The sequence below is a fragment of the Dietzia sp. 111N12-1 genome (assembly GCF_001658045.1).
GTDB classification, from domain to species: domain Bacteria; phylum Actinomycetota; class Actinomycetes; order Mycobacteriales; family Mycobacteriaceae; genus Dietzia; species Dietzia kunjamensis.
Genome location: NZ_LSSV01000049.1, coordinates 43350 through 61903, shown reverse-complemented (window position 1 = coordinate 61903; position 18554 = coordinate 43350). Strand labels below are relative to the sequence as shown.

General features: G+C 71.3%; 20 protein-coding genes. 3 read left to right on the top strand and 17 right to left on the bottom strand.

What is annotated here, in order from left to right; all coding sequences use genetic code 11:
- Positions 1–74: 74 nt before the first annotated feature.
- From map to dxr, 7 genes are all read right to left on the bottom strand, one after another.
- Positions 75–950 carry a type I methionyl aminopeptidase gene (gene map, locus AYO52_RS12185; protein ID WP_067717647.1) on the bottom strand — a complete coding sequence of 292 codons (876 nt, stop codon included), beginning with the start codon at positions 948–950 and terminating at the stop codon, positions 75–77.
- A 46-nt stretch (positions 951–996) separates the two neighbouring features.
- Positions 997–1182, bottom strand: coding sequence for a hypothetical protein (locus tag AYO52_RS12180; protein WP_067717644.1), 186 nt, complete (start codon positions 1180–1182; stop codon positions 997–999).
- On the bottom strand, positions 1182–1658 hold the full coding sequence (locus tag AYO52_RS12175; protein ID WP_253702116.1) for a hypothetical protein: 477 nt from the start codon (positions 1656–1658) through the stop codon (positions 1182–1184). Before AYO52_RS12175 ends, AYO52_RS12180 begins: the two co-directional genes overlap by 1 nt.
- 217 nt (positions 1659–1875) lie before the next feature.
- Positions 1876–2730: a GNAT family N-acetyltransferase gene (locus AYO52_RS12170; RefSeq protein WP_067717636.1), complete on the bottom strand. Its 855-nt coding sequence runs from the start codon at positions 2728–2730 to the stop codon at positions 1876–1878.
- Positions 2731–2733: 3 nt separating this feature from the next.
- A complete protein-coding gene (gene ispG / locus AYO52_RS12165; protein ID WP_082923994.1) occupies positions 2734–3882 on the bottom strand; it encodes a flavodoxin-dependent (E)-4-hydroxy-3-methylbut-2-enyl-diphosphate synthase in 1149 nt (382 codons plus the stop codon).
- Between the two features lie 135 nt (positions 3883–4017).
- Entirely contained in the window at positions 4018–5238 is a 1221-nt protein-coding gene (locus AYO52_RS12160; protein WP_082923977.1) for an RIP metalloprotease, read from the bottom strand.
- 3 nt (positions 5239–5241) lie between these two features.
- Positions 5242–6405, bottom strand: a complete 1164-nt coding sequence (gene dxr, locus AYO52_RS12155; RefSeq protein WP_067717630.1) for a 1-deoxy-D-xylulose-5-phosphate reductoisomerase — start codon at positions 6403–6405, stop codon at positions 5242–5244.
- Between the two features lie 163 nt (positions 6406–6568).
- Here dxr and AYO52_RS12150 point away from each other — a divergent pair, with 163 nt between their 5' ends.
- Positions 6569–6955, top strand: a complete 387-nt coding sequence (locus AYO52_RS12150) for a DUF2631 domain-containing protein (protein WP_067717628.1) — start codon at positions 6569–6571, stop codon at positions 6953–6955.
- 132 nt (positions 6956–7087) lie between these two features.
- Here AYO52_RS12150 and rlmN read toward each other — a convergent pair whose 3' ends face one another.
- Positions 7088–8197: a 23S rRNA (adenine(2503)-C(2))-methyltransferase RlmN gene (gene rlmN / locus AYO52_RS12145; protein ID WP_067717626.1), complete on the bottom strand. Its 1110-nt coding sequence runs from the start codon at positions 8195–8197 to the stop codon at positions 7088–7090.
- An 84-nt stretch (positions 8198–8281) separates the two neighbouring features.
- Between rlmN and AYO52_RS12140 the strand changes: the two genes are divergently transcribed.
- On the top strand, positions 8282–8707 hold the full coding sequence (locus tag AYO52_RS12140) for a lipopolysaccharide assembly LapA domain-containing protein (protein ID WP_067717623.1): 426 nt from the start codon (positions 8282–8284) through the stop codon (positions 8705–8707).
- A gap of 92 nt (positions 8708–8799) precedes the next feature.
- Here AYO52_RS12140 and AYO52_RS12135 read toward each other — a convergent pair whose 3' ends face one another.
- The 5 genes from AYO52_RS12135 to rpsB form a co-directional block, all read right to left on the bottom strand.
- Positions 8800–9678, bottom strand: coding sequence for a phosphatidate cytidylyltransferase (locus AYO52_RS12135; RefSeq protein WP_067717620.1), 879 nt, complete (start codon positions 9676–9678; stop codon positions 8800–8802).
- 40 nt (positions 9679–9718) lie between these two features.
- Positions 9719–10276, bottom strand: a complete 558-nt coding sequence (frr, locus tag AYO52_RS12130) for a ribosome recycling factor (RefSeq protein WP_067717618.1) — start codon at positions 10274–10276, stop codon at positions 9719–9721.
- Between the two features lie 50 nt (positions 10277–10326).
- Positions 10327–11052 carry a UMP kinase gene (pyrH, locus tag AYO52_RS12125; protein ID WP_067717617.1) on the bottom strand — a complete coding sequence of 242 codons (726 nt, stop codon included), beginning with the start codon at positions 11050–11052 and terminating at the stop codon, positions 10327–10329.
- A gap of 241 nt (positions 11053–11293) precedes the next feature.
- Positions 11294–12118 carry a translation elongation factor Ts gene (gene tsf, locus AYO52_RS12120; RefSeq protein ID WP_067717615.1) on the bottom strand — a complete coding sequence of 275 codons (825 nt, stop codon included), beginning with the start codon at positions 12116–12118 and terminating at the stop codon, positions 11294–11296.
- 206 nt (positions 12119–12324) lie between these two features.
- Positions 12325–13221: a 30S ribosomal protein S2 gene (gene rpsB / locus AYO52_RS12115; RefSeq protein WP_067717612.1), complete on the bottom strand. Its 897-nt coding sequence runs from the start codon at positions 13219–13221 to the stop codon at positions 12325–12327.
- Between the two features lie 586 nt (positions 13222–13807).
- On the opposite strand from rpsB, the gene AYO52_RS12110 reads away from it, so the two are divergent.
- Positions 13808–14260: a M23 family metallopeptidase gene (locus AYO52_RS12110; RefSeq protein ID WP_082923993.1), complete on the top strand. Its 453-nt coding sequence runs from the start codon at positions 13808–13810 to the stop codon at positions 14258–14260.
- A gap of 21 nt (positions 14261–14281) precedes the next feature.
- Here AYO52_RS12110 and AYO52_RS12105 read toward each other — a convergent pair whose 3' ends face one another.
- The 4 genes from AYO52_RS12105 to AYO52_RS12090 form a co-directional block, all read right to left on the bottom strand.
- Positions 14282–15235: a tyrosine recombinase XerC gene (locus AYO52_RS12105; RefSeq protein ID WP_067717999.1), complete on the bottom strand. Its 954-nt coding sequence runs from the start codon at positions 15233–15235 to the stop codon at positions 14282–14284.
- Positions 15236–15366: 131 nt separating this feature from the next.
- Positions 15367–16572: a DNA-processing protein DprA gene (gene dprA / locus AYO52_RS12100; RefSeq protein WP_082923975.1), complete on the bottom strand. Its 1206-nt coding sequence runs from the start codon at positions 16570–16572 to the stop codon at positions 15367–15369.
- The gene (locus AYO52_RS12095; RefSeq protein ID WP_067717609.1) at positions 16572–18089 is read right to left on the bottom strand and encodes a YifB family Mg chelatase-like AAA ATPase; all 1518 of its coding nucleotides are present in this window, start codon (positions 18087–18089) and stop codon (positions 16572–16574) included. Before AYO52_RS12095 ends, dprA begins: the two co-directional genes overlap by 1 nt.
- A 2-nt stretch (positions 18090–18091) precedes the next feature.
- Entirely contained in the window at positions 18092–18496 is a 405-nt protein-coding gene (locus AYO52_RS12090) for a YraN family protein (RefSeq protein ID WP_082923974.1), read from the bottom strand.
- Between the last annotated feature and the right edge of the window lie 58 nt (positions 18497–18554).

The window sequence follows — 18554 nt, the reverse complement described above, 5'->3', positions numbered from 1 at the left end:
GCGGGCTGCATCAGGACGATCGTCCACAAACTTTTCCCGGCCGGCCGGGTGGGCCCGCGGGACGCCGGACGCGCTCAGGAGCCGGACGGCAGGGTGAGGATCTCGTACCCGTCCTCGGTGACGACGACGGTGTGCTCGAACTGGGCGGTCCACGCCTTGTCGGCCGTGGTCACGGTCCAGTCGTCGTCCCAGACGTCGAACCCCGGCCCGCCGAGGGAGATCATCGGTTCGACGGTCAACGTCATACCCGGCTCGAGGACCTCGGTCCGGGACGGCTCGTCGTAGTGGAGCACGACCAGACCGTTGTGGAAGGTCGGGCCGACACCGTGGCCGGTGAACTCCCGCACGACCGTGTAGTCGAAGCGTCGGGCATAGGATTCGATGACCCGCCCGATGACGTTGACCTCGCGCCCGGGTCGGATGGCCCTGATCCCCCGGTTCATCGCCTCTTCGGTGCGCTCGACCAGGAGTCTGACCTCCTCGCTGACATCCCCGGCCAGGAACGTCGCGTTGGTGTCACCGTGGACGCCGTGGATGAACGCCGTGACGTCGACGTTGACGATGTCCCCGTCACGGATCACCGTGGTATCGGGGATGCCGTGGCAGATCACCTCGTTGAGCGAGACACAGCTCGACTTGGGGAACGACTTGTACCCCAGGGTCGACGGGTACGCCCCGTTGTCGCACAGGAACTCGTGTACGACCCGGTCGATCTCGTCGGTCGTCACGCCGGGCGCGACCGCCTCGCCAGCGAGCACGAGAGCGTCCGCGGCCAGCCTGGAGGCCACGCGCATCGCGTCGATGACCTCAGCCGGCTGAACCCACGCCTCCCCGTTGGCCTCGTCGACGCTGTCGCGCCAGACGTACTCCGGCCGGGGGATCGACTCGGGAACGGTCCGGATCGGGGTGGGTTCGCCTGGGACGAGAGGCTGACGGGTGGAGGTGGTCATGCCCCCAGGATAGGCCCGCCCGGCGCGACCGGTCGCCCCGGTCCGGTCACCAGATGACGAAGCACACGGAGGCGATGAGCACCATCGCCCCGAACAGGCACATCGTGATCACGTCCGCGGACGACTGGCCGGGTTCGCGGTTCTCGGGCGGGCCGGAATCGTCGGGCATCACCGGGTCGGTCTCGTCAGCCGCGGTGTCCACACCGGGGTCGGAGTCCTGTCGCGGATCCATCAGATCACCCCCAGACGGTGGAACTCGGAGACCATCGCCACGGCGAGGATCGCGAACACGACCGCCATGAAGCCGGTGTACATCCAGCGCTTGGCGTGGTCGGACGCCCAGAACCGGCGGACGCTGACCACACCGTTCACCACGGCGACCACACACAACGCGAGACCGACGGGCGCCGCGACCCAGCCGGACAGGCTGAGCAGCGGCACGAGAATCGGGATCGCGAGGTAGGTGATGAGGCACCGAACGGCCGAGACCATCACCGAGATCCGGAATGCACGGTGGGCGCCGGAGCCGGCCTCGCGGTCGACGCCCCGGACGCCGAGCAGACGCCGCATGGCGCGGTCGGCCGACCGCTGCGATCGGAAATCCGGGCTGGTCGCCGCGCCCGGTGCCGGGCCCGTCGTGGGCGCCGACGCCACCACCGCCGGCCCCGTCGCGGCCGCCGGCGCCGATACAGCCGCGGGTGCCGTCATGCTCGCGGGTTCCGGGGTGACAGGTGCTGTCATCGGGGTACTCACACGGCCCTCCCCCGGAGAACGTTGCCCACGGCGCGCACTGCCGCACTGTCTGTCATCGGTTCGCACCTTCCGGGGTCCGCAGTCTGACTGTGCTCCACTTTTCCACAGGCGCCGCCGATCCCGCAGTCGGCGGGCCGACGCCACCCCGCCCGGGGTGGCGCTGCGAGCCGACTCACAGCAGGACCGTCGCGTAGTCGACGCAGTCGACCATGCCCACCCGCCGATAAGCGGCGCGCGCCGCGCCGTTGGACCCGTTCACCACCAGAGAAGGTCGAAGCCCGCGTGAGCGGAGGGCGGCGCACACCGAGGCGGTACCGCCGGACCCCAGCCCGGCACCCCTCCGGTCGCGGTGGACCCATACGCCCTGAATCTGGGCGACCTCCGTGGAGATCGCGGCGACATCGGCCTTGAAGACCACCTCGCCGTCGTCGATCCCCACCCAGGTCCTCCTCCGCGCGAGGGACCGCGCCACGCGGCGACGAAACGGTATCCCGGAGCCCACTGCGAACGGGTCGGCGCGCAGTTCCTCGCGGTACATCGCCGCGGCGGCGGCGAGCACCGGTTCGAACTCCTCCAAGGTCGCGGGCCGGATCCCGTCCAGGACGAGCGCCGGATCGAGCGGGCCCTCGAGCGCCATGAGGAACTGGTGCGCCCGGTACTCCCGGGCCTCGCCCCAACGTCCACGCAGCGCCGGCCACATGCCGGCGACCAGGTCGCGCCGACCGTGCACCGACATGGGCCCGAGTCCCAGTCGGGCCACCGCGTCACCGAGAGCGCGCTGATCAGCGGCGTCCCCCCGGAGCGGCAACACCGAACTGCCGACGAACGCGAGAGACCGCTCAGGCCCGCCCAAGGTGAGGAACCGTCCGTCCGCGCCGGCGGCCACACCCGACGAGGCGAACTTCTCCGCCGCCGGCGCGGACACCAACGGGTCGGCGGCGAGCACGGCGAGAAGCGCCCGCGACTCTCCCCGACCGACCGCCCGGCACCCGCCGAGCCCGGCCTCCGGGGCAGCCGTGTCGGTCACGGTCTATCGCGTGACCTTGACCTGGGGCCCCTGGCCCTCGGCGGCGTCTCCCACGGGCTCGCCCATCTCCTCGGCGATCCGCATGGCCTCCTCGATGAGGGTCTCCACGATCATCGCCTCCGGCACGGTCTTGATGACCTCGCCCTTGACGAAGATCTGGCCCTTGCCGTTTCCGGACGCGACACCCAGATCGGCCTCACGGGCCTCGCCGGGCCCGTTGACGACGCAGCCCATGACGGCCACCCGCAAAGGGACGCTCATCCCCTCGAGTCCGGCCGTGACCTCGTCGGCGAGCTTGTACACGTCCACCTGGGCGCGGCCACACGACGGGCACGAGACGATCTCGAGCTTGCGCGGACGCAGGTTCAGCGACTGCAGGATCTGCGTACCGACCTTGATCTCCTCCACCGGCGGGGCGGAGAGGGAGACCCGGATGGTGTCGCCGATCCCCTCGGAGAGCAGTGCACCGAACGCCACGGCCGACTTGATCGTGCCCTGGAACGCGGGCCCGGCCTCGGTCACGCCGAGGTGCAACGGGTAATCGGTCTGCGCGGCGAGCCGGCGGTAGGCCTCGACCATGATCACCGGGTCGTTGTGCTTGACCGAGATCTTGATGTCGCCGAAGCCGTGTTCCTCGAACAACGAGGCCTCCCACATCGCCGACTCGACGAGCGCCTCCGGGGTCGCCTTGCCGTACTTGGCCAAGAGGCGCGGGTCCAGCGACCCGGCGTTGACACCGATGCGGATGGGGATGCCCGCGTCACCGGCGGCCTTGGCGACCTCCTTGACGCGTCCGTCGAACTCCTTGATGTTGCCCGGGTTGACGCGCACCGCGGCACACCCGGCATCGATCGCCGCGAAGATGTACTTGGGCTGGAAGTGGATGTCCGCGATCACGGGGATCGGGGACTTGCGCGCGATGGTCTCCAGCGCGTCGGCGTCCTCCTGCCGGGGACACGCCACGCGGACGATGTCGCACCCGGACGCCGTGAGCTCGGCGATCTGCTGGAGGGTGGAGTTGACGTCGTGGGTCTTGGTGGTGGTCATGGACTGGACCGAGACCGGATGATCACTGCCCACGCCCACCTGGCCCACGAACAGCTGCCGGGTCGTGCGCCGGGGCGCGAGGACCGGCGGCGGGCCGTCGGGCATGCCCAGTCCCACTGGGATCGAGGATGAGTCGTTCACTTCAGGCCTTCCGTAGGGGCTGCCAGCCGGGTGCTCGCAGGTCCCGCGTCCCATTATCCGGGTAACCGGGCGCGGGTGCGAGGTGGGTGTGCGCCCGGCTCAGCCGGGCAGCAGGATCGGGTTGACGAAGTCGGCGGTGATCACGATCGCGGAGACGCCGATGAGGAGTACGAACACCCCCATCGTCAGTGGCGCCAGCTTTTCGTAGTCCGCCGGGCCGCCCGGCGCGAGGCCGCGAAGCCGGCGGACGGCGTCGCGGATCTTCTCGTAGAACACCACCGCGATGTGGCCGCCGTCGAACGGGGTCAGGGGCACGAGGTTGAACGCCCCCAGGAACAGGTTGAGGCCGGCCAGGAACAGGAGGAACAGGCTCCACAGGCCCTGCTCGACCGCCTGCCCGCCGATGTAGCTGGCCCCCACCACGGACACCGGGGAGTCGTCCGCCCGCTCGCCCCCGAAGATCGACGCGGCCACCGCCGGGATCTTGGCCGGGAACGAGATCAGCCCATCGACGGTCGCCTCGACCATCTCCCCGGTGAAGACGAAGGTCGCGGGCACCGCGCTGAGGGCGTCGTAGGTGTTGACGGTCTGATAGGCCGGATCATCGAGGATCTCCCGGGGGATCCCGTCCTCCGAGAGTCGGACCCCGAGCGCACCCCGCTGCTCGCCGTCCACGCCCGTTGACGTCAACGTCGTCGTCGTCGTGATCGTCTCCCCGTCGCGTTCCACCGCCACCGGCACGGTCTCACCGGGCCGCGCCGAGACCACGGTGGACAGGTCGTCCCAACTGGCCACCGGGACGCCGTCGACCGACGTGATCCGGTCGCCCGGCAGGATCCCCGCCTCGCCGGCCGGACCCACCCCGGTCCCGCACCGGTCCGCCCCCGCGCAGGTGTCCCCGACGACGGCCGCGACGCGGTCGGTGGGGATCGGCTGGACGTCCCGGTTCACCAGGCCCCAACCGAGGGCGACCGTGTAGAACAACGCGATCGCCAGGACGACGTTCATGAAGGGCCCGGCCAGCAACACCGCGACGCGCTTCCACCACGCCTGGCGCCACATCGCCCTCGGCTCGTCCTCCGGGGACAGCTCGTCGTACGCGGTCATCCCCGCGATGTCACAGAACCCGCCGAGCGGGATCGCCTTGAGCCCGTACTCGATCCCACCACGCCGGACGGACCACAGAGTGGGGCCGAACCCGACGAAGAACCGACGGACCCGCATCCCCGACCACAGCGCGACCCGCATGTGGCCGTATTCGTGCAGCACGATGGACACCATGATCCCCAGGGCGAACAGCACGATCCCGAACACCAACACGGCTCAGCCCTCCAGGCTCGTGACGAGGGCTGCGGCGTGCCGCCGCGCCCAGGACTCCGCCGCCGCGACGTCATCCGGATCCCGGGGATCGGACGACCACTGATCGGCTGCCCCCACGGTCTCCGCCACGACGTCGACAATGCTGGTGAACCCGATCCGGCCGTCCAGGAACGCCGGGGCGGCCTCCTCGTTGGCCGCGTTGAACACCGCGGTCCGCAGGCCCCCCGCCTCGCCCGCCGCCCGCGCCACCGAGATCGCCGGGAACGTCTCGGAGTCCACCGGCTCGAACGTCCAGGTGTGTGCCTGCGAGAAGTCCAACGGGGTCGACGCCCCGGGGATCCGCGACGGCCACCCCAGAGCCAACGCGATCGGCAGCTTCATCGACGGCGGCGAGGCCTTGGCCACGGTCGCGCCGTCGACGAACGTCACCGCCGAGTGCACGACCGACTGGGGGTGGACGGTCACGTCGATCCGGTCGTAGGGGACCCCGAACAGCAGGTGCGCCTCGATGAGCTCCAGGGACTTGTTCACCAGCGTCGCCGAGTTCAGGGTGATCATCCTGCCCATCGCCCACGTGGGGTGCTGCAGCGCCTGCTCCGCGGTGACACCTGCCAGTTCGGCCCGGGTACGGCCCCGGAAGGGCCCGCCGGACGCGGTCAACACCAGCGACGCCACCTCGTCGGCCGTCCCCGTCCGCAGACACTGCGCCATCGCGGAGTGCTCGGAGTCGACGGGGATGAGTTGTCCCGGGGCCGCGGCGCCGGTGACGAGAGCGCCCCCGGCCACGAGTGACTCCTTGTTGGCCAACGCCAGTCGCGCACCCGTGCGCAATGCGGCCAGAGTGGGACCGAGGCCGATGGACCCGTCGATGCCGTTGAGCACCACGTCGGCCTCCACCGCCCCCACGAGCTCGGTGGCGGCCCCGGGACCGTCGAGAACCGTCGCCTCCGGGAACGCCGACCGGATCCGCTCGGCCGCGGCCGGGTCGGACACGGCGACGAACCGGACGCCGGTCCGGCGGATCTGCTCCGCCAGGAGATCGACCCGGCCACCGCCGGCCGCCAGACCGACGACCTCGAAACGGCCGGGCCCGGCCTCCGAGGTCACCTCGAGAGCCTGGGTACCGATGGAGCCGGTACTGCCGAGGACGAGAACGCGCGTGGTCACACCGCCATTGTCCACGCCGGAGGCGACTGGTGCCGCATCAGTGGCCCCCGGTGTGGCGGGGACCGGCGGGTTACCCGTCGACCGCCGGAGGGCGTGTGACAAACTGGACACGATGTCGGCGGCCCGCAGGGCTGCCAGCGAGCCGTGAGGAGAACCGGGGAGCATGAGCGCGGACGGGCACCACACCAGCAAGGAGATCGTCGTCGACGGGATCAGCACCCGCGACGAGCCCTCGGTCGAGTGGGGCTGGCACCAGCACAGCAGGAAGGTCGGCCTCGTCACGGGCGGCTTCTTCGTCCTGTTCCTGTTGGCCATGCTGTTCGGCAACCACATCGGACGGGTGGAGGACATCTGGCTGGTGGCGGTCGCCGTGTTCCTCGCGATCTGGATGTTCCTGTCGCTGCGACCCAAGAAGGACGACACCCTCAAGCGGAACCGTGTCTTCGAGGTCTCCTCGGACCACTACGCGGTGGTCGGCGCCGCCGCCTCGGGTCACGTAGGGGCCGAGGCCGCCCGGAACCCGCAGGGCCGGGCGCCGGCCAGGCACTGACCCCGGTCGACCCGAGAAGGGCCGCCACCACTCGATGGAGTGGTGGCGGCCCTTCTCGTCGTCCGTAGCTCTCAGTGGGTGGCCCAGTGGTCACTCGCCAGTGGTCACTCCCCAGCGCTCACTCCCCCGCGCTCACCCCTCGGCCGCGAGCTGACCACACGCCGCGTCGATCTCCTGGCCGCGGGTGTCGCGCACCGTGCACGAGACCCCGGCCGCGCGCACGGCGGCGACGAAGGCGTCCTGCTGATGGCGGGGGCTGGCGTCCCACTCGCTGCCCGGCGTCGGGTTGAGCGGGATGAGGTTCACGTGCGCCATGGGCCCGAGACGCTGGGCGAGCAGTCGACCGAGCATCTCGCCCCGCCAGGTCTGATCATTGACGTCACGGATCAACGCGTACTCGATGGACACCCGCCGCCCCGTGGCATCGGCGTAGTGACGGGCCGCGTCCATGACCTCGGAGACCGGCCACCGGTTGTTGACGGGCACCAGGGTGTCCCGGAGTTCGTCGTCCGGGGTGTGCAAGGACACCGCCAGGGTGACCTGGAGCCCCTCCTCGGCCAGCTTGTGGATGGCGGGGACCAGGCCCACCGTCGACACGGTGACCGCGCGTTGCGACAGACCGAATCCCGACGGCGGCGGGGCGATGATGCCTCGCACGGCGGTCATGACGCGCTTGTAGTTGGCGAGCGGCTCCCCCATGCCCATGAACACGACGTTGGACAGTCGCCCCGGCCCGCCCGGGATCTCACCGTCGCGCATGGCGCGGGCGGCGACCCTGACCTGCTCCAGGATCTCGGCTGCCGAGAGGTTGCGTTGCAGACCGCCCTGCCCCGTCGCGCAGAAGGGGCACGCCATCCCGCAGCCGGCCTGACTCGAGATGCACACGGTCGCCCGGTCGGGGTAGCGCATGAGAACGCTCTCGACCAACGAACCGTCGTGCAGTTTCCACAGGGTCTTACGCGTGGTGCCCTCGTCGGTGGTGACGTGTCGTAGCGACGAGGTCAGCGAGGGGAACAGTTCTTCTCCGACCTTCTCCCGCAGGCCGGCCGGCAGGTCGGTCATCTCGCGGGTGTCCGCCTCGAGGCGCCCGAAGTACTGGTTGGCCAGCTGCTTGCCGCGGAATGCGGGAACTCCGAGCTCACCCATCGCCGCCTCGCGACCGTCGGCGTCGAGGTCGGCGAAGTGACGAGGGGGCAGCCCTCGGCGGGGGGCGTCAAAAACGAGCGGGAGAGGTTCAGCCATGATGCGGCCATTGTGTCAGAAACGGGCGACCGCAACACATCGCGAGCGGTGCCGTCCGTCGCCGCCAGCGCATACAGTCCAGGTATGGTACAGCGATCACACGACCCGACCGACCGTCGTCACGCCGCCCCCGTCGAGGGTCGCGACGAGATCCCCCTCGAGGACACCCACGCGGACTCCACGCTCGTTCCCGCCGACGACTCACGCCCTGCGACACGCACTCATGAGCACGATCCCCTCACCGATTCCTCGGGCGGACTGCTGGGCTCCGCGTGGGTGGGCCTGGTCCTGGGTGCGCTCGTCACCATCCTGCTGCTGATCTTCATCGCGCAGAACACGACCTCGACCGATCTCCGTTTTCTCGGGCTGGAGTTCACCCTCCCGCTGGGGGTACTGATCCTCTTCGCCGCGATCGCCGGCGCGTTGATCATGGCGCTGTTCGCGGGTTTCCGGATCCTCCAGCTGCGGATGCGCGCACGCAAGGCGCGCAAACTGACCGCCCGACACTGACGCGCGACCCCCGGCGCGGGTCGGAGGGTCCGCTCACTCCGCGGCTTCGCCCCGTGCCGACGTCACCCGTGCCAACGGAGGTGGTCGACGACTCAGGTCGGCACGACGTAGGTGAAGATGACCCAGACGACCACCGCGGTGGGCAGCACGGAGTCGAGGCGGTCCATGAATCCGCCGTGCCCCGGCAGGAGCGTACCCATGTCCTTGATGCCGAGGTCCCGCTTCACCTGGGATTCCACCAGATCGCCCAGCGTCGCGGTGAAGACCGTCAGGACGCCGAGCAACAGGCCCTTCCAGATGCTGTCGTCGAAGAGCAGGGCGACCACGAGTGCGCCACCGACCGTGGCGAACAGGATCGACCCGGCGAATCCCTCCCAGGACTTCTTGGGGCTGATCGCCGGGGCCATGGGGTGCTTACCGAAGAGCACCCCCGCCACGTACCCCCCGACGTCGGAGCACACGACCAGCAGGATGAGGGCCACGACCCGTTGCGCGCCGTAGTCACCGTCCGACAGCATCGCGCCGAGGGCTCCCGGAACGGCGATCCACACCAACACGAACACCGCGACCGACACGTCGCGCATGTAGTTCTTCGGTGCGGTGGTCAGACCGGCCATGAGCAGACGCCAGACCAGGACGACCACGCCGGTGACGGCGAACGCGGCGAACGCGCCTTCCGCCCCGTTGAGGTAACCCGCCCAGACCATGGCCTGCCCGCCTGCGAGCAGCGGGAACAGGGGAAGCGCGAACCGGGCCTGCCGTAGGCGTTTGAAGACCTCCCAGGTGCCGACGGCGACGGCGCCGGCGGCGACCAGATACCACGCGCGGGGGGTGAAGGCGATACTGGCGATCACGAGCGCGCCCAGGCCGACCCCGACCGGGATCGCCCGGGTCAGGTCACGGCCGGCGCGCGACGGAGGTGCGGCGGCCGCGGCGGTGGGCCCGGGCGGGCCCTGGGGTGCGGGGTCCACGGCATACTCCTCGGTTCTCGGGTGATGGGTGTCGCGGAGGTCAGACCTCCATCAGGTCGCCTTCCTTGGCCTTGACGAGTTCGTCCACCTCGCCGACGAATCGCTGGGTGAGCTTGTCCAGCTCCTTCTCCGCGGCGTTGACCTCGTCCTCGCCGGCCTCGCCGTCCTTGTCGATCCGCTTGAGCTCGTCCATCGCCTTGCGCCGGACGCCACGGACCGCGATGCGTCCGTCCTCGGCCTTGGCCTTGGCCTGCTTGACCAGATCGCGACGCCGTTCCTCGGTGAGCTGCGGCACGGTCACGCGGAGGACCTGGCCGTCGTTGGTCGGGTTGACGCCCAGATCCGAGTTGCGGATGGCGTTCTCGATCGGACCGATCTGCGACATCTCGTACGGCTTGATGATGAGCATGCGCGGCTCGGGTGCCGAGATGGTCGCCATCTGGGTGATGGGAGTCATGCTCCCGTAGTACTCACAGAACACGCGGTTGAACATGCCCGGGTTGGCGCGGCCGGTGCGGATGGCGGAGAGCTCGTCGCGAACGTGCTCGATCGCCTTCTCCATCTTGTCCTCGGCCTCGAGCAGAGTGTCGTCGATCATGTCTGTCCCTTTTCGTTGGGGTCGGTGTCGGTGGTCGGGTCGAGGACGTGTCAGGCCGTGCTGGCCACCAGCGTCCCGATCTGCTCACCGGCGACGGCGCGCGCGATGTTGCCCTCGGTGAGGAGGTTGAACACGAGGATGGGCATGTCGTTGTCCATGCAGAGGCTGAACGCCGTGGCATCAGCTACCTTCAGGCCCCGCTCGAGGCATTCGCGGTGCTCGATCCGGCTGAAGAGCTCGGCGTCGGGATTAGTACGGGGGTCGTCCGTGTAGACGCCGTCCACCGCCTTGGCCATGAGCAGCACGTCGGCCTTGATCTCCAGTGCACGCTGGGCTGCGGTGGTATCGGTCGAGAAGTAGGGCATGCCCATCCCGGCCCCGAAGATCACGACGCGTCCCTTCTCCAGATGCCGTTCGGCGCGTAGGGGGATGTACGGCTCCGCGACCTGCCCCATGTGGATGGCGGTCTGGACCCGCGTCGACACCCCCTCCTGCTCGAGGAAGTCCTGCAGGGCCAGACAGTTCATGACGGTGCCGAGCATCCCCATGTAGTCGCTACGCGCCCGGTCGAGTCCGCGCTGCTGCAGCTGAGCACCCCGGAAGAAGTTGCCTCCACCGATCACGATCGCGATCTGCGCCCCCGTCCGGGACACATCGGCGATCTGCCGGGCGACGGACTGCACGACGTCCGGGTCGATCCCCACGCCGCCGCCGCCGAACATCTCGCCGCCGAGCTTGAGCATCACACGTTTGTAGCCGTCCCGCGGGTCGGTCATCCCTCTCCTCGTCCCGGGCGGATCCAGCCCGTGTCGCGCGCGTTCACACCCCCGACGTCGATTGGCCGGAGCGGCGTGTGGTCCGTGGTGGGACCGGGTTCATTCTGCCCTATCGCCACGGCCGCCACACTCCAGCCCGCCGGGTACGGGCACACCCGGCCGTACGAACGCCGACGGCGGTACCCGGAGTACCGGGTACCGCCATCGTTCGGGAACCCGCCACGGCGGGTTCGGGCCGTGGTCAGGCCTGGCCGACCTCGAACCGCAGGAAGGCCGAGACCGTGGCACCGGCTTCGTCCAGCAGCGCACCGACGGTCTTCTTGTTGTCGGTCACCGACGGCTGGTCGAGCAGGCAGACGTCCTTGTAGAAGCCGTTGAGGCGACCCTCGACGATCTTCTGCAGCGCCTGCTCGGGCTTGCCCTCCTCGCGGGCGGTGGCCTCGGCGATCTCGCGCTCCTTGGCGACGATGTCGGCGGGCACCTCCTCGCGGGACACGTACTGGGCCTTCAGAGCGGCGACCTGCATCGCGGCGGAGCGCGCGGCGGCCTCGGCGGCCTCGCCCTCACCGGAGTAGGCGACCATGACGCCGACGGCGGGCGGCAGGTCGGAGGAACGCTTGTGGAGGTAGACGGCCACGGGACCGTCGAGCTTGCCCACACGGCGCAGGACGAGCTTCTCGCCGGACTTGGCGGAGAAGGAGACGACCGAGTCGGCCACAGTGGTGCCGTCGAGCTCGGCGGCGTTCAGCGCGTCGAGGTCGGAGATGCTCTGGGCCGCGGCGACCTCGACGATCTTGTCGGCCAGTGCGATGAACTCGGCGCTCTTGGCGACGAAGTCGGTCTCGGAGTTGAGCTCGATCATGACGCCGTCCTTGATGGCGACCAGGCCCTCGGCCGTGGTGCGCTCGGCGCGCTTGCCCACGTCCTTGGCGCCCTTGATGCGCAGCACCTCGACGGCCTTGTCGAAGTCGCCGTCGGTCTCCTCCAGAGCCTTCTTGCAGTCCATCATCCCGGAGCCGGTGAGCTCACGCAGACGCTTGACGTCGGCAGCGGTGTAGTTCGCCATGGTGGGGCGACCCTCCTTAAAGGGGTTCGTGATCTGTCGGAAAAGTGTTGAAGAGTCGGTCGGCGGGCGATCGCCTCCACCCTAGACGCCGGGGCGTCGGTGGATGGTCCGCCCACCGCCTCCGACACCTCGGGCCCGGCCCCCGGATGATCCCCGTGGGGATCGTGGGCGGCCGGGCCCGACGGTGCTCGAGCTGGTGGTGAGGATCAGGCCTCGGTGGCCGGCGCCTCGGAGGTGGCGGCCGCGATCTCCTGGGCGTCGGCCTCGGGGGCCTCGGCCACGGGGGACTCGGTGCCGGTGACCTCGGCGGGTGCCTCGGCACCCTCTGCCGTGGCGGCGCCGGTGACCTGGTCCAGCTGCTCGGTCTCCCACTCGGCGAGCGGCTCGGCCTCTTCGCCGGTGGCCTTGCCGGCCTGCGAGCGGGCCTTGAGGCCCTCCGCGACGGCGGAGGCGATGACGCGGGTCAACACGGTGACCGAGCGGATGGCGTCGTCGTTCGCCGGGATCGGGTAGTCGACGACGTCCGGATCACAGTTGGTGTCGAGCAGCGCGACGACGGGGATGTTCAGCTTGCGGGCCTCGCCGACGGCGATGTGCTCCTTGTTGGTGTCGACGACCCACACCACGGAGGGGACCTTGCTCATGTCACGCATACCGCCGAGCGTGCGCTCGAGCTTGTTCTTCTCACGCGTGAGCATGAGGATTTCCTTCTTGGTGCGACCCTCGAATCCGCCCGACTGCTCCATGGACTCGAGCTCCTTGAGGCGGACGAGCCGCTGGTGCACGGTCTGGAAGTTGGTGAGCATGCCACCCAGCCAACGCTGGTTGACGTACGGCATGCCGACCTTGGCGGCCTCCTCGGCGATGGCCTCCTGGGCCTGCTTCTTGGTGCCGACGAACAGGACGGTGCCGCCGTGGGCGACGGACTCCTTGACGAACTCGTACGCCTGGTCGATGTACGTCAGGGTCTGCTGCAGGTCGATGATGTAGATGCCGTTGCGGTCGGTGAAGATGAACCGACGCATCTTCGGGTTCCAGCGGCGGGTCTGGTGGCCGAAGTGGGCACCTGCGTCGAGCAGCTGCTTCATGGAGATGACTGCCATGATGGGTTGAGGGCTCGTCCGGCTTGGAAGCAGCCGGACCGCGAGGCCCTCGTCCTCGCTTTCTGTGTATCGGGTTTCGCCCTCGAGCCGGGTGGCCGCGGGCCCTGGTGTCCGCGCCGGGCCGGACCCCCGTCGGGCGGGGGCACCTGCTGGTCCGGCGTCCGGGGGGCCGGGGCTCGTAGCCCCGGGGCCCGGATGCGACTCCCGGGAACCGGGCTGCCGCAGGACACGCGAAGTCGATCGACGCAGAGTCGACCGCACCGGAAGCATAACCCCTCCGGCGCGCCCCTCCAAGGCGGCCCAACCGACCGGTATCCGGGCACCGCGCACCGCGGTCGTGGCTCCGCCCGTGCGCGGGGGCTCCCGGGAGTGCCGGTGCACGTCTGGTCTGGGGATGGTCGTCCATTCCGTCCACAGGTGCCGATCTCCCGTGGCGAACGCGGGGTGCGTGCGGTGGACTCGCGGTATGCAGTCACTCCGGGTCGGTCGCCGCCGGCTCCGCAACCGCGCCTGCGCCGGCCTGGCCGCGGGGGTCCTCGCCGTCGGCCCCGTGGCCGACGCCGCGCCGGTCGGGTCACGGGCGGGCATGAGCAGCCCCCTGCCGGGTCCGGTCTCCGTGTCGACCCCGTTCGATCCGCCCGCCCAGCGATGGCTCCCGGGGCACCGCGGGGTGGATCTGGCCGGCACGGTGCTCGCGTCGGTCCGCGCGCCCGCGGACGGCACGGTCCTGTTCGCGGGGGCCGTCGGAGGGCGACCGGTCCTGTCGATCGACCACGGTGGCGGCGTGCGCACCACGTACGAACCGGTGCGCGCCACTGTCCGGGCCGGAGATCCCGTCATCGAGGGTGTGGAGGTGGGCCGGCTCCTCGCCGGCCACCCCGGGTGTCCGGTCGAAGCGTGCCTGCACTGGGGCGCGCGTGTGATGTCGGGTGACCCGTCCGGTGACGACGACGACTACGTCGATCCGCTGTCACTGCTCGCGGACTCCGAACGGCCGATCCGCCTCAAGCCCACACGTCCCGGAGACGGAGCCGGCTGACGCCCGGGCCGCACTCCCCGCTCAGGCGCGGGGGTGGGCTCCGCGGTAGGCGGCCCGGAGGCGGTCCGCCGAGACGTGCGTGTAGATCTGGGTGGTCGCCGGGGTGGAGTGCCCGAGGAGCTCCTGTACGTGCCGCAGGTCCGCGCCGCCCTCCAGCAGATGTGTCGCCGAACTGTGCCTCAGCGCGTGGGGCGAGACCCGGGGGGCGCCCGGCGTGGCCGCGGTGACCTCGTTGACGATCCGCCGCGCGGCCCGGGGGTCGAGTCGCCCCCCGCGCGCCCCGAGCAACAGGGACGGGCCGGACCGGGCGGTGGCCAACGCCGGGCGGCCGCCGTCGAGCCAGGCACGCAGTGCCCGGTCCGCGGGCGGGCCGTACGGGACGGCGCGCTCCCGGTCGCCCTTGCCCACCACCCGCAGCAGGCGACGCTCGGTGTCGACGTCGTCCACGTCGAGCCCGCACAGTTCGGCGACCCGGATACCGCAGGAGTACAGCAGTTCCACGACCAGCCGGTCGCGCAGGGCGATCGGGTCCCCCTCGGCCGCGCCGAGCTCGGTGGTACGGATCGTCTCGGCCGCCTGGTCGAGGTCGAGCACCTCGGGCAGATGGCGACGGGCGCGGGGCGCCTCGAGCCGGGCCGCGACATCGGTCGGTACGAGGCCGGTCCGTGCGGCCCACCCGCTGAAGGATCGGGCTGCCGCGACACGGCGGGCGACGGTCGACCTGGCGGCCCCCGCACCGACCTGGGCGGCGAGCCACCCGCGTAGGGCGGGGAGGGTGAGTGCCCCGCGCAGGTCCGCCGCGGTGGAGGGTCCGTCGGTGTCCCGGGCGAGGTGGGCGAGCAGGCCGCGGACGTCGGAGCGGTAGGAGCGGACCGTCGCCTCGGACCGGGAGCGACCGGTGCGCAGGTAGTCCGCGAAGTCGTCGACCACGCCCCCGAACGGCTCGGACCGAGTGTCCCCATCATCCTCAGACATGCTCACCGGTCCCATGGGTACCAATTGTCGCCCTCGCGTCGGGCCGGCGCAAGCACGTCGGGCCGGACCAGCCGGGCCAGACCAGCCGGGCCGGGCCAGCCGGGCCGGGCCAGCCGGGCCGGGCGATGGGGTCACGACACGGGGAAACTCATCTGCACCCCGCCATCCCGGCACCTGCGCCACCCCTCCGGGCCCCGTACGGCCGCCCCGGAGGCCAGGAGCCGGCCGAGGACGGCCCTCGCCGTGACGGGTGCGATTCCCGCCGAGGCCGCGATCTCGGCGGGCTCGGCGCCACCCGAGGTGGGCAGCGCCTCGAGGATCCGCCTGGTCGCGTCGTCCAGCCCGTCCCACGCGCCGGGCTCACCCCTGGGGGGCGGCGCCGTCTCCCCCATCCGACCTGCGAGCTCGACCACGTCCGACGTCCGAGAGACCAGCACCGCACCCCGCTCCCGGAGCAGCAGGTGACACCCGACCGACGCGACCGACGTGACCGGCCCCGGTACCGCGCCGACAGGGCGGTCCAGCGCGGTGGCCCACGCCGCCGTGCTCAGCGCACCGCTCCGGGCAGCCGCCTCCACCACCACGGAGGCGCCGGTCAACGCCGCGATGATCCGGTTCCGGTCGAGGAAGCGATACCGCGTCACCCCGGTCCCGGGGGGCTGTGCGGAGATCACCGCGCCGGTCTCCGCGATCTCGCGCAGCATCGCGTCGTTCCCGCGCGGGTAGAGCCGATCCACGCCACCGGCGAGGACCGCGATCGTGGTGCCGCGAACCCCGAGGACGGCGCGGTGCGCTGCTGCATCGATCCCGAAGGCCCCACCCGAGACGACCGTGAACCCCTCGGCGGACACCCCGGCACCCAGGTCGGCGGTCACCGCCCTCCCGTACGGAGTCGGCGCCCTGGTCCCGACGAGAGCGACCGACCTGCCCAGCACCCGGCCCGGGTCTGCGGGGCCACGCCACCACAGCCCAAGCGGGCGCAACGCGGTGGGCACCCCGCCCGTCCCGGCGCGGCGTCGTCCGCGTGGACGGTCCAGGGGTTCGAGGGCGAACCCCGGCCAACCCGGGTCACCGGGCACGAGGAGCCGGGCGTCCACCTCGTGGGCTGCCTCGAGCAGCCGCTCCCCGTCGACGAGGTCCCGCCGTGCCGCGGTCTGGGCCGCCACCGCGTCGCCGGCCCGACCGGCGCGGATCAGCTCCCGTGCCCTCACCGGCCCCACCGAGTCCACCAGGTCCCACAGCTGCGCGGTCGGGCGCTCGGTCACCGCGCCCAGGTAGGCGTAGGCCGCGCGCACCTCCGACGACACCACCGATCCCTGCTCCCGTTCCACCGGCATCACTCCTCCCCTCTCAGCACGAGCGCCTCCGCCACGTGCGGCTCCCCCGGCACTGTGGCCCCGTCCAGGTCGGCGACCGTCCACGCGAGGCGCAGACACCGGTCGACCCCGCGGGGTGACAACACCCCGTGTGCCAGTGCCCGGTCCAGGGGGTGCAGCGCCCGACGATCGAGCCCCCATACGGATCGCAGGACGCGGCCGGGGACCTCGGCGTTCGCCCGCGCACCGGCGGCCTCCGGGCAACCCGCCCACCTCTCGGCGGCGGCCGCCCTCGCCGTCGACACCCTCGTCCGTACCGCGGCGGTGTCCTCACCCTCGTCCACGGCGAACAGCCCGGACCCGAGCGGCAGCGTCCGTGCGGCGATGTCGATCCGGTCGCGCAACGGCCCGGTCAGCGACCGTCCGTAGCGCCGTCGGGCATCGGGGGTGCACGTACAGGCATCGGGCCGTGCACTGCCACACGGGCAGTCGTTCGCCGCCAGCACCAGCTGGAATCGGGCCGGGAAGACGGAAATGCCGTCGCGCCTGGCGATCCGTACCTCGCCGTCCTCGAGCGGAGTGCGGAGGCTGTCCAGGACCCGGCCGGGGAACTCGGCGCACTCATCGAGGAACAGCACCCCGCGATGCGCCAGCGTCACCGCCCCCGGGCGTGCGACGTTGTTGCCGCCGCCGACGAGGGCGGCCACCGACGCCGAGTGGTGGGGAGCCACGAACGGCGGGCGACGTAGCAGCGGATCCCGCGCCGCGAGCCGTCCCATCACCGAGTGGATGGCCGTCGCCTCGAGTGCGTCCCGCTCCCCCAGATCAGGCAGCAACCCCGGTAGCCGCCGGGCCAGCATGGTCTTGCCGGTCCCGGGAGCCCCGCGCAGGAGCACGGCGTGCCCCCCGGCGGCAGCCACCTCGACAGCCCGCCGACAATCGTCCTGCCCGTGCACCTCCGCCAGGTCGGTGTGGGACCGCGCGCCCACGGCGCGGACCTCCGGGGCGTCCGTGACCAGGGCTCCCCGGCCCCGGCACCATGACGCGAGCATCGCGAGTGAGTCGACCCCCGCGGTGTCGATACCGCTGACCAGCCGGGCCTCCGCGAGGTTCGCGGCGGGGACGATCGCCCGGGACAGTCCGGCGTCCCGCGCCGCGAGCACGGCGGGCAGCACCCCGCGCACCGACCGGACCCGACCGTCCAACGCCAGCTCACCCACCAGCAGGGTGCCGTCGAAGCCCGCCCCGGGCAGCTCCCCTGACGCGGTCAACGTGCCCACCGCGAGCGACAGGTCGAACCCCGAGCCCCTCTTCGGCAACGCCGCCGGGGACAGGGACAGCACGACCTTGCCCGACGGCCAGGTCAAACCACTGTTGATCACGGCGGCCCGCATCCGCTCCCGCGCCTGCAACACCGCCGAGTCCGGCAACCCCACGATGCTGACCCCGGGCAACCCGCGGCCCACGTCGGCCTCGACCTCCACCAGCTGTCCACCGACTCCCTGCAGTGTGACAGCCCACGTCCGACCGAGCGCCACGGCTACAGCACGTCCTCGAACAGCTCGAGACGGGGCCGAGTCGGGTCCGCCAGGTCCACGCCCACCACGTCGAAGCAGACCTGGCGCCACCGGCCCGGGTTCTCCGAGAGCCAGTGGGCGGCCAACCGCCGCAGACGCCGTTGCTTGTCCGGGGTCACCGACTCGGCGGGGGTGCCGAAGCCCGTCCCCGTGCGCGCCCGGACCTCGACGAATCGCAGTCGCCCCGCGGCGTCCAGCACCACCAGGTCGAGCTCGCCGGCCCGGCACCGCCAGTTCCGGCTGATGACCACTCCACCCCGGGCCTTCATCAACCCCGCAGCGTGGTCCTCACCGAGTCGCCCCGTCCGTCGGCGGGGATCCACACCGCCCCCGGCCGCCTCGCCGCCCACCGCCTCGTCCCCCGTCATCGCCAGCCCTCCCCGGCCGCCCGGTCCGTCCGGGCCCGCCGGGGCTCACCCTGCCGGA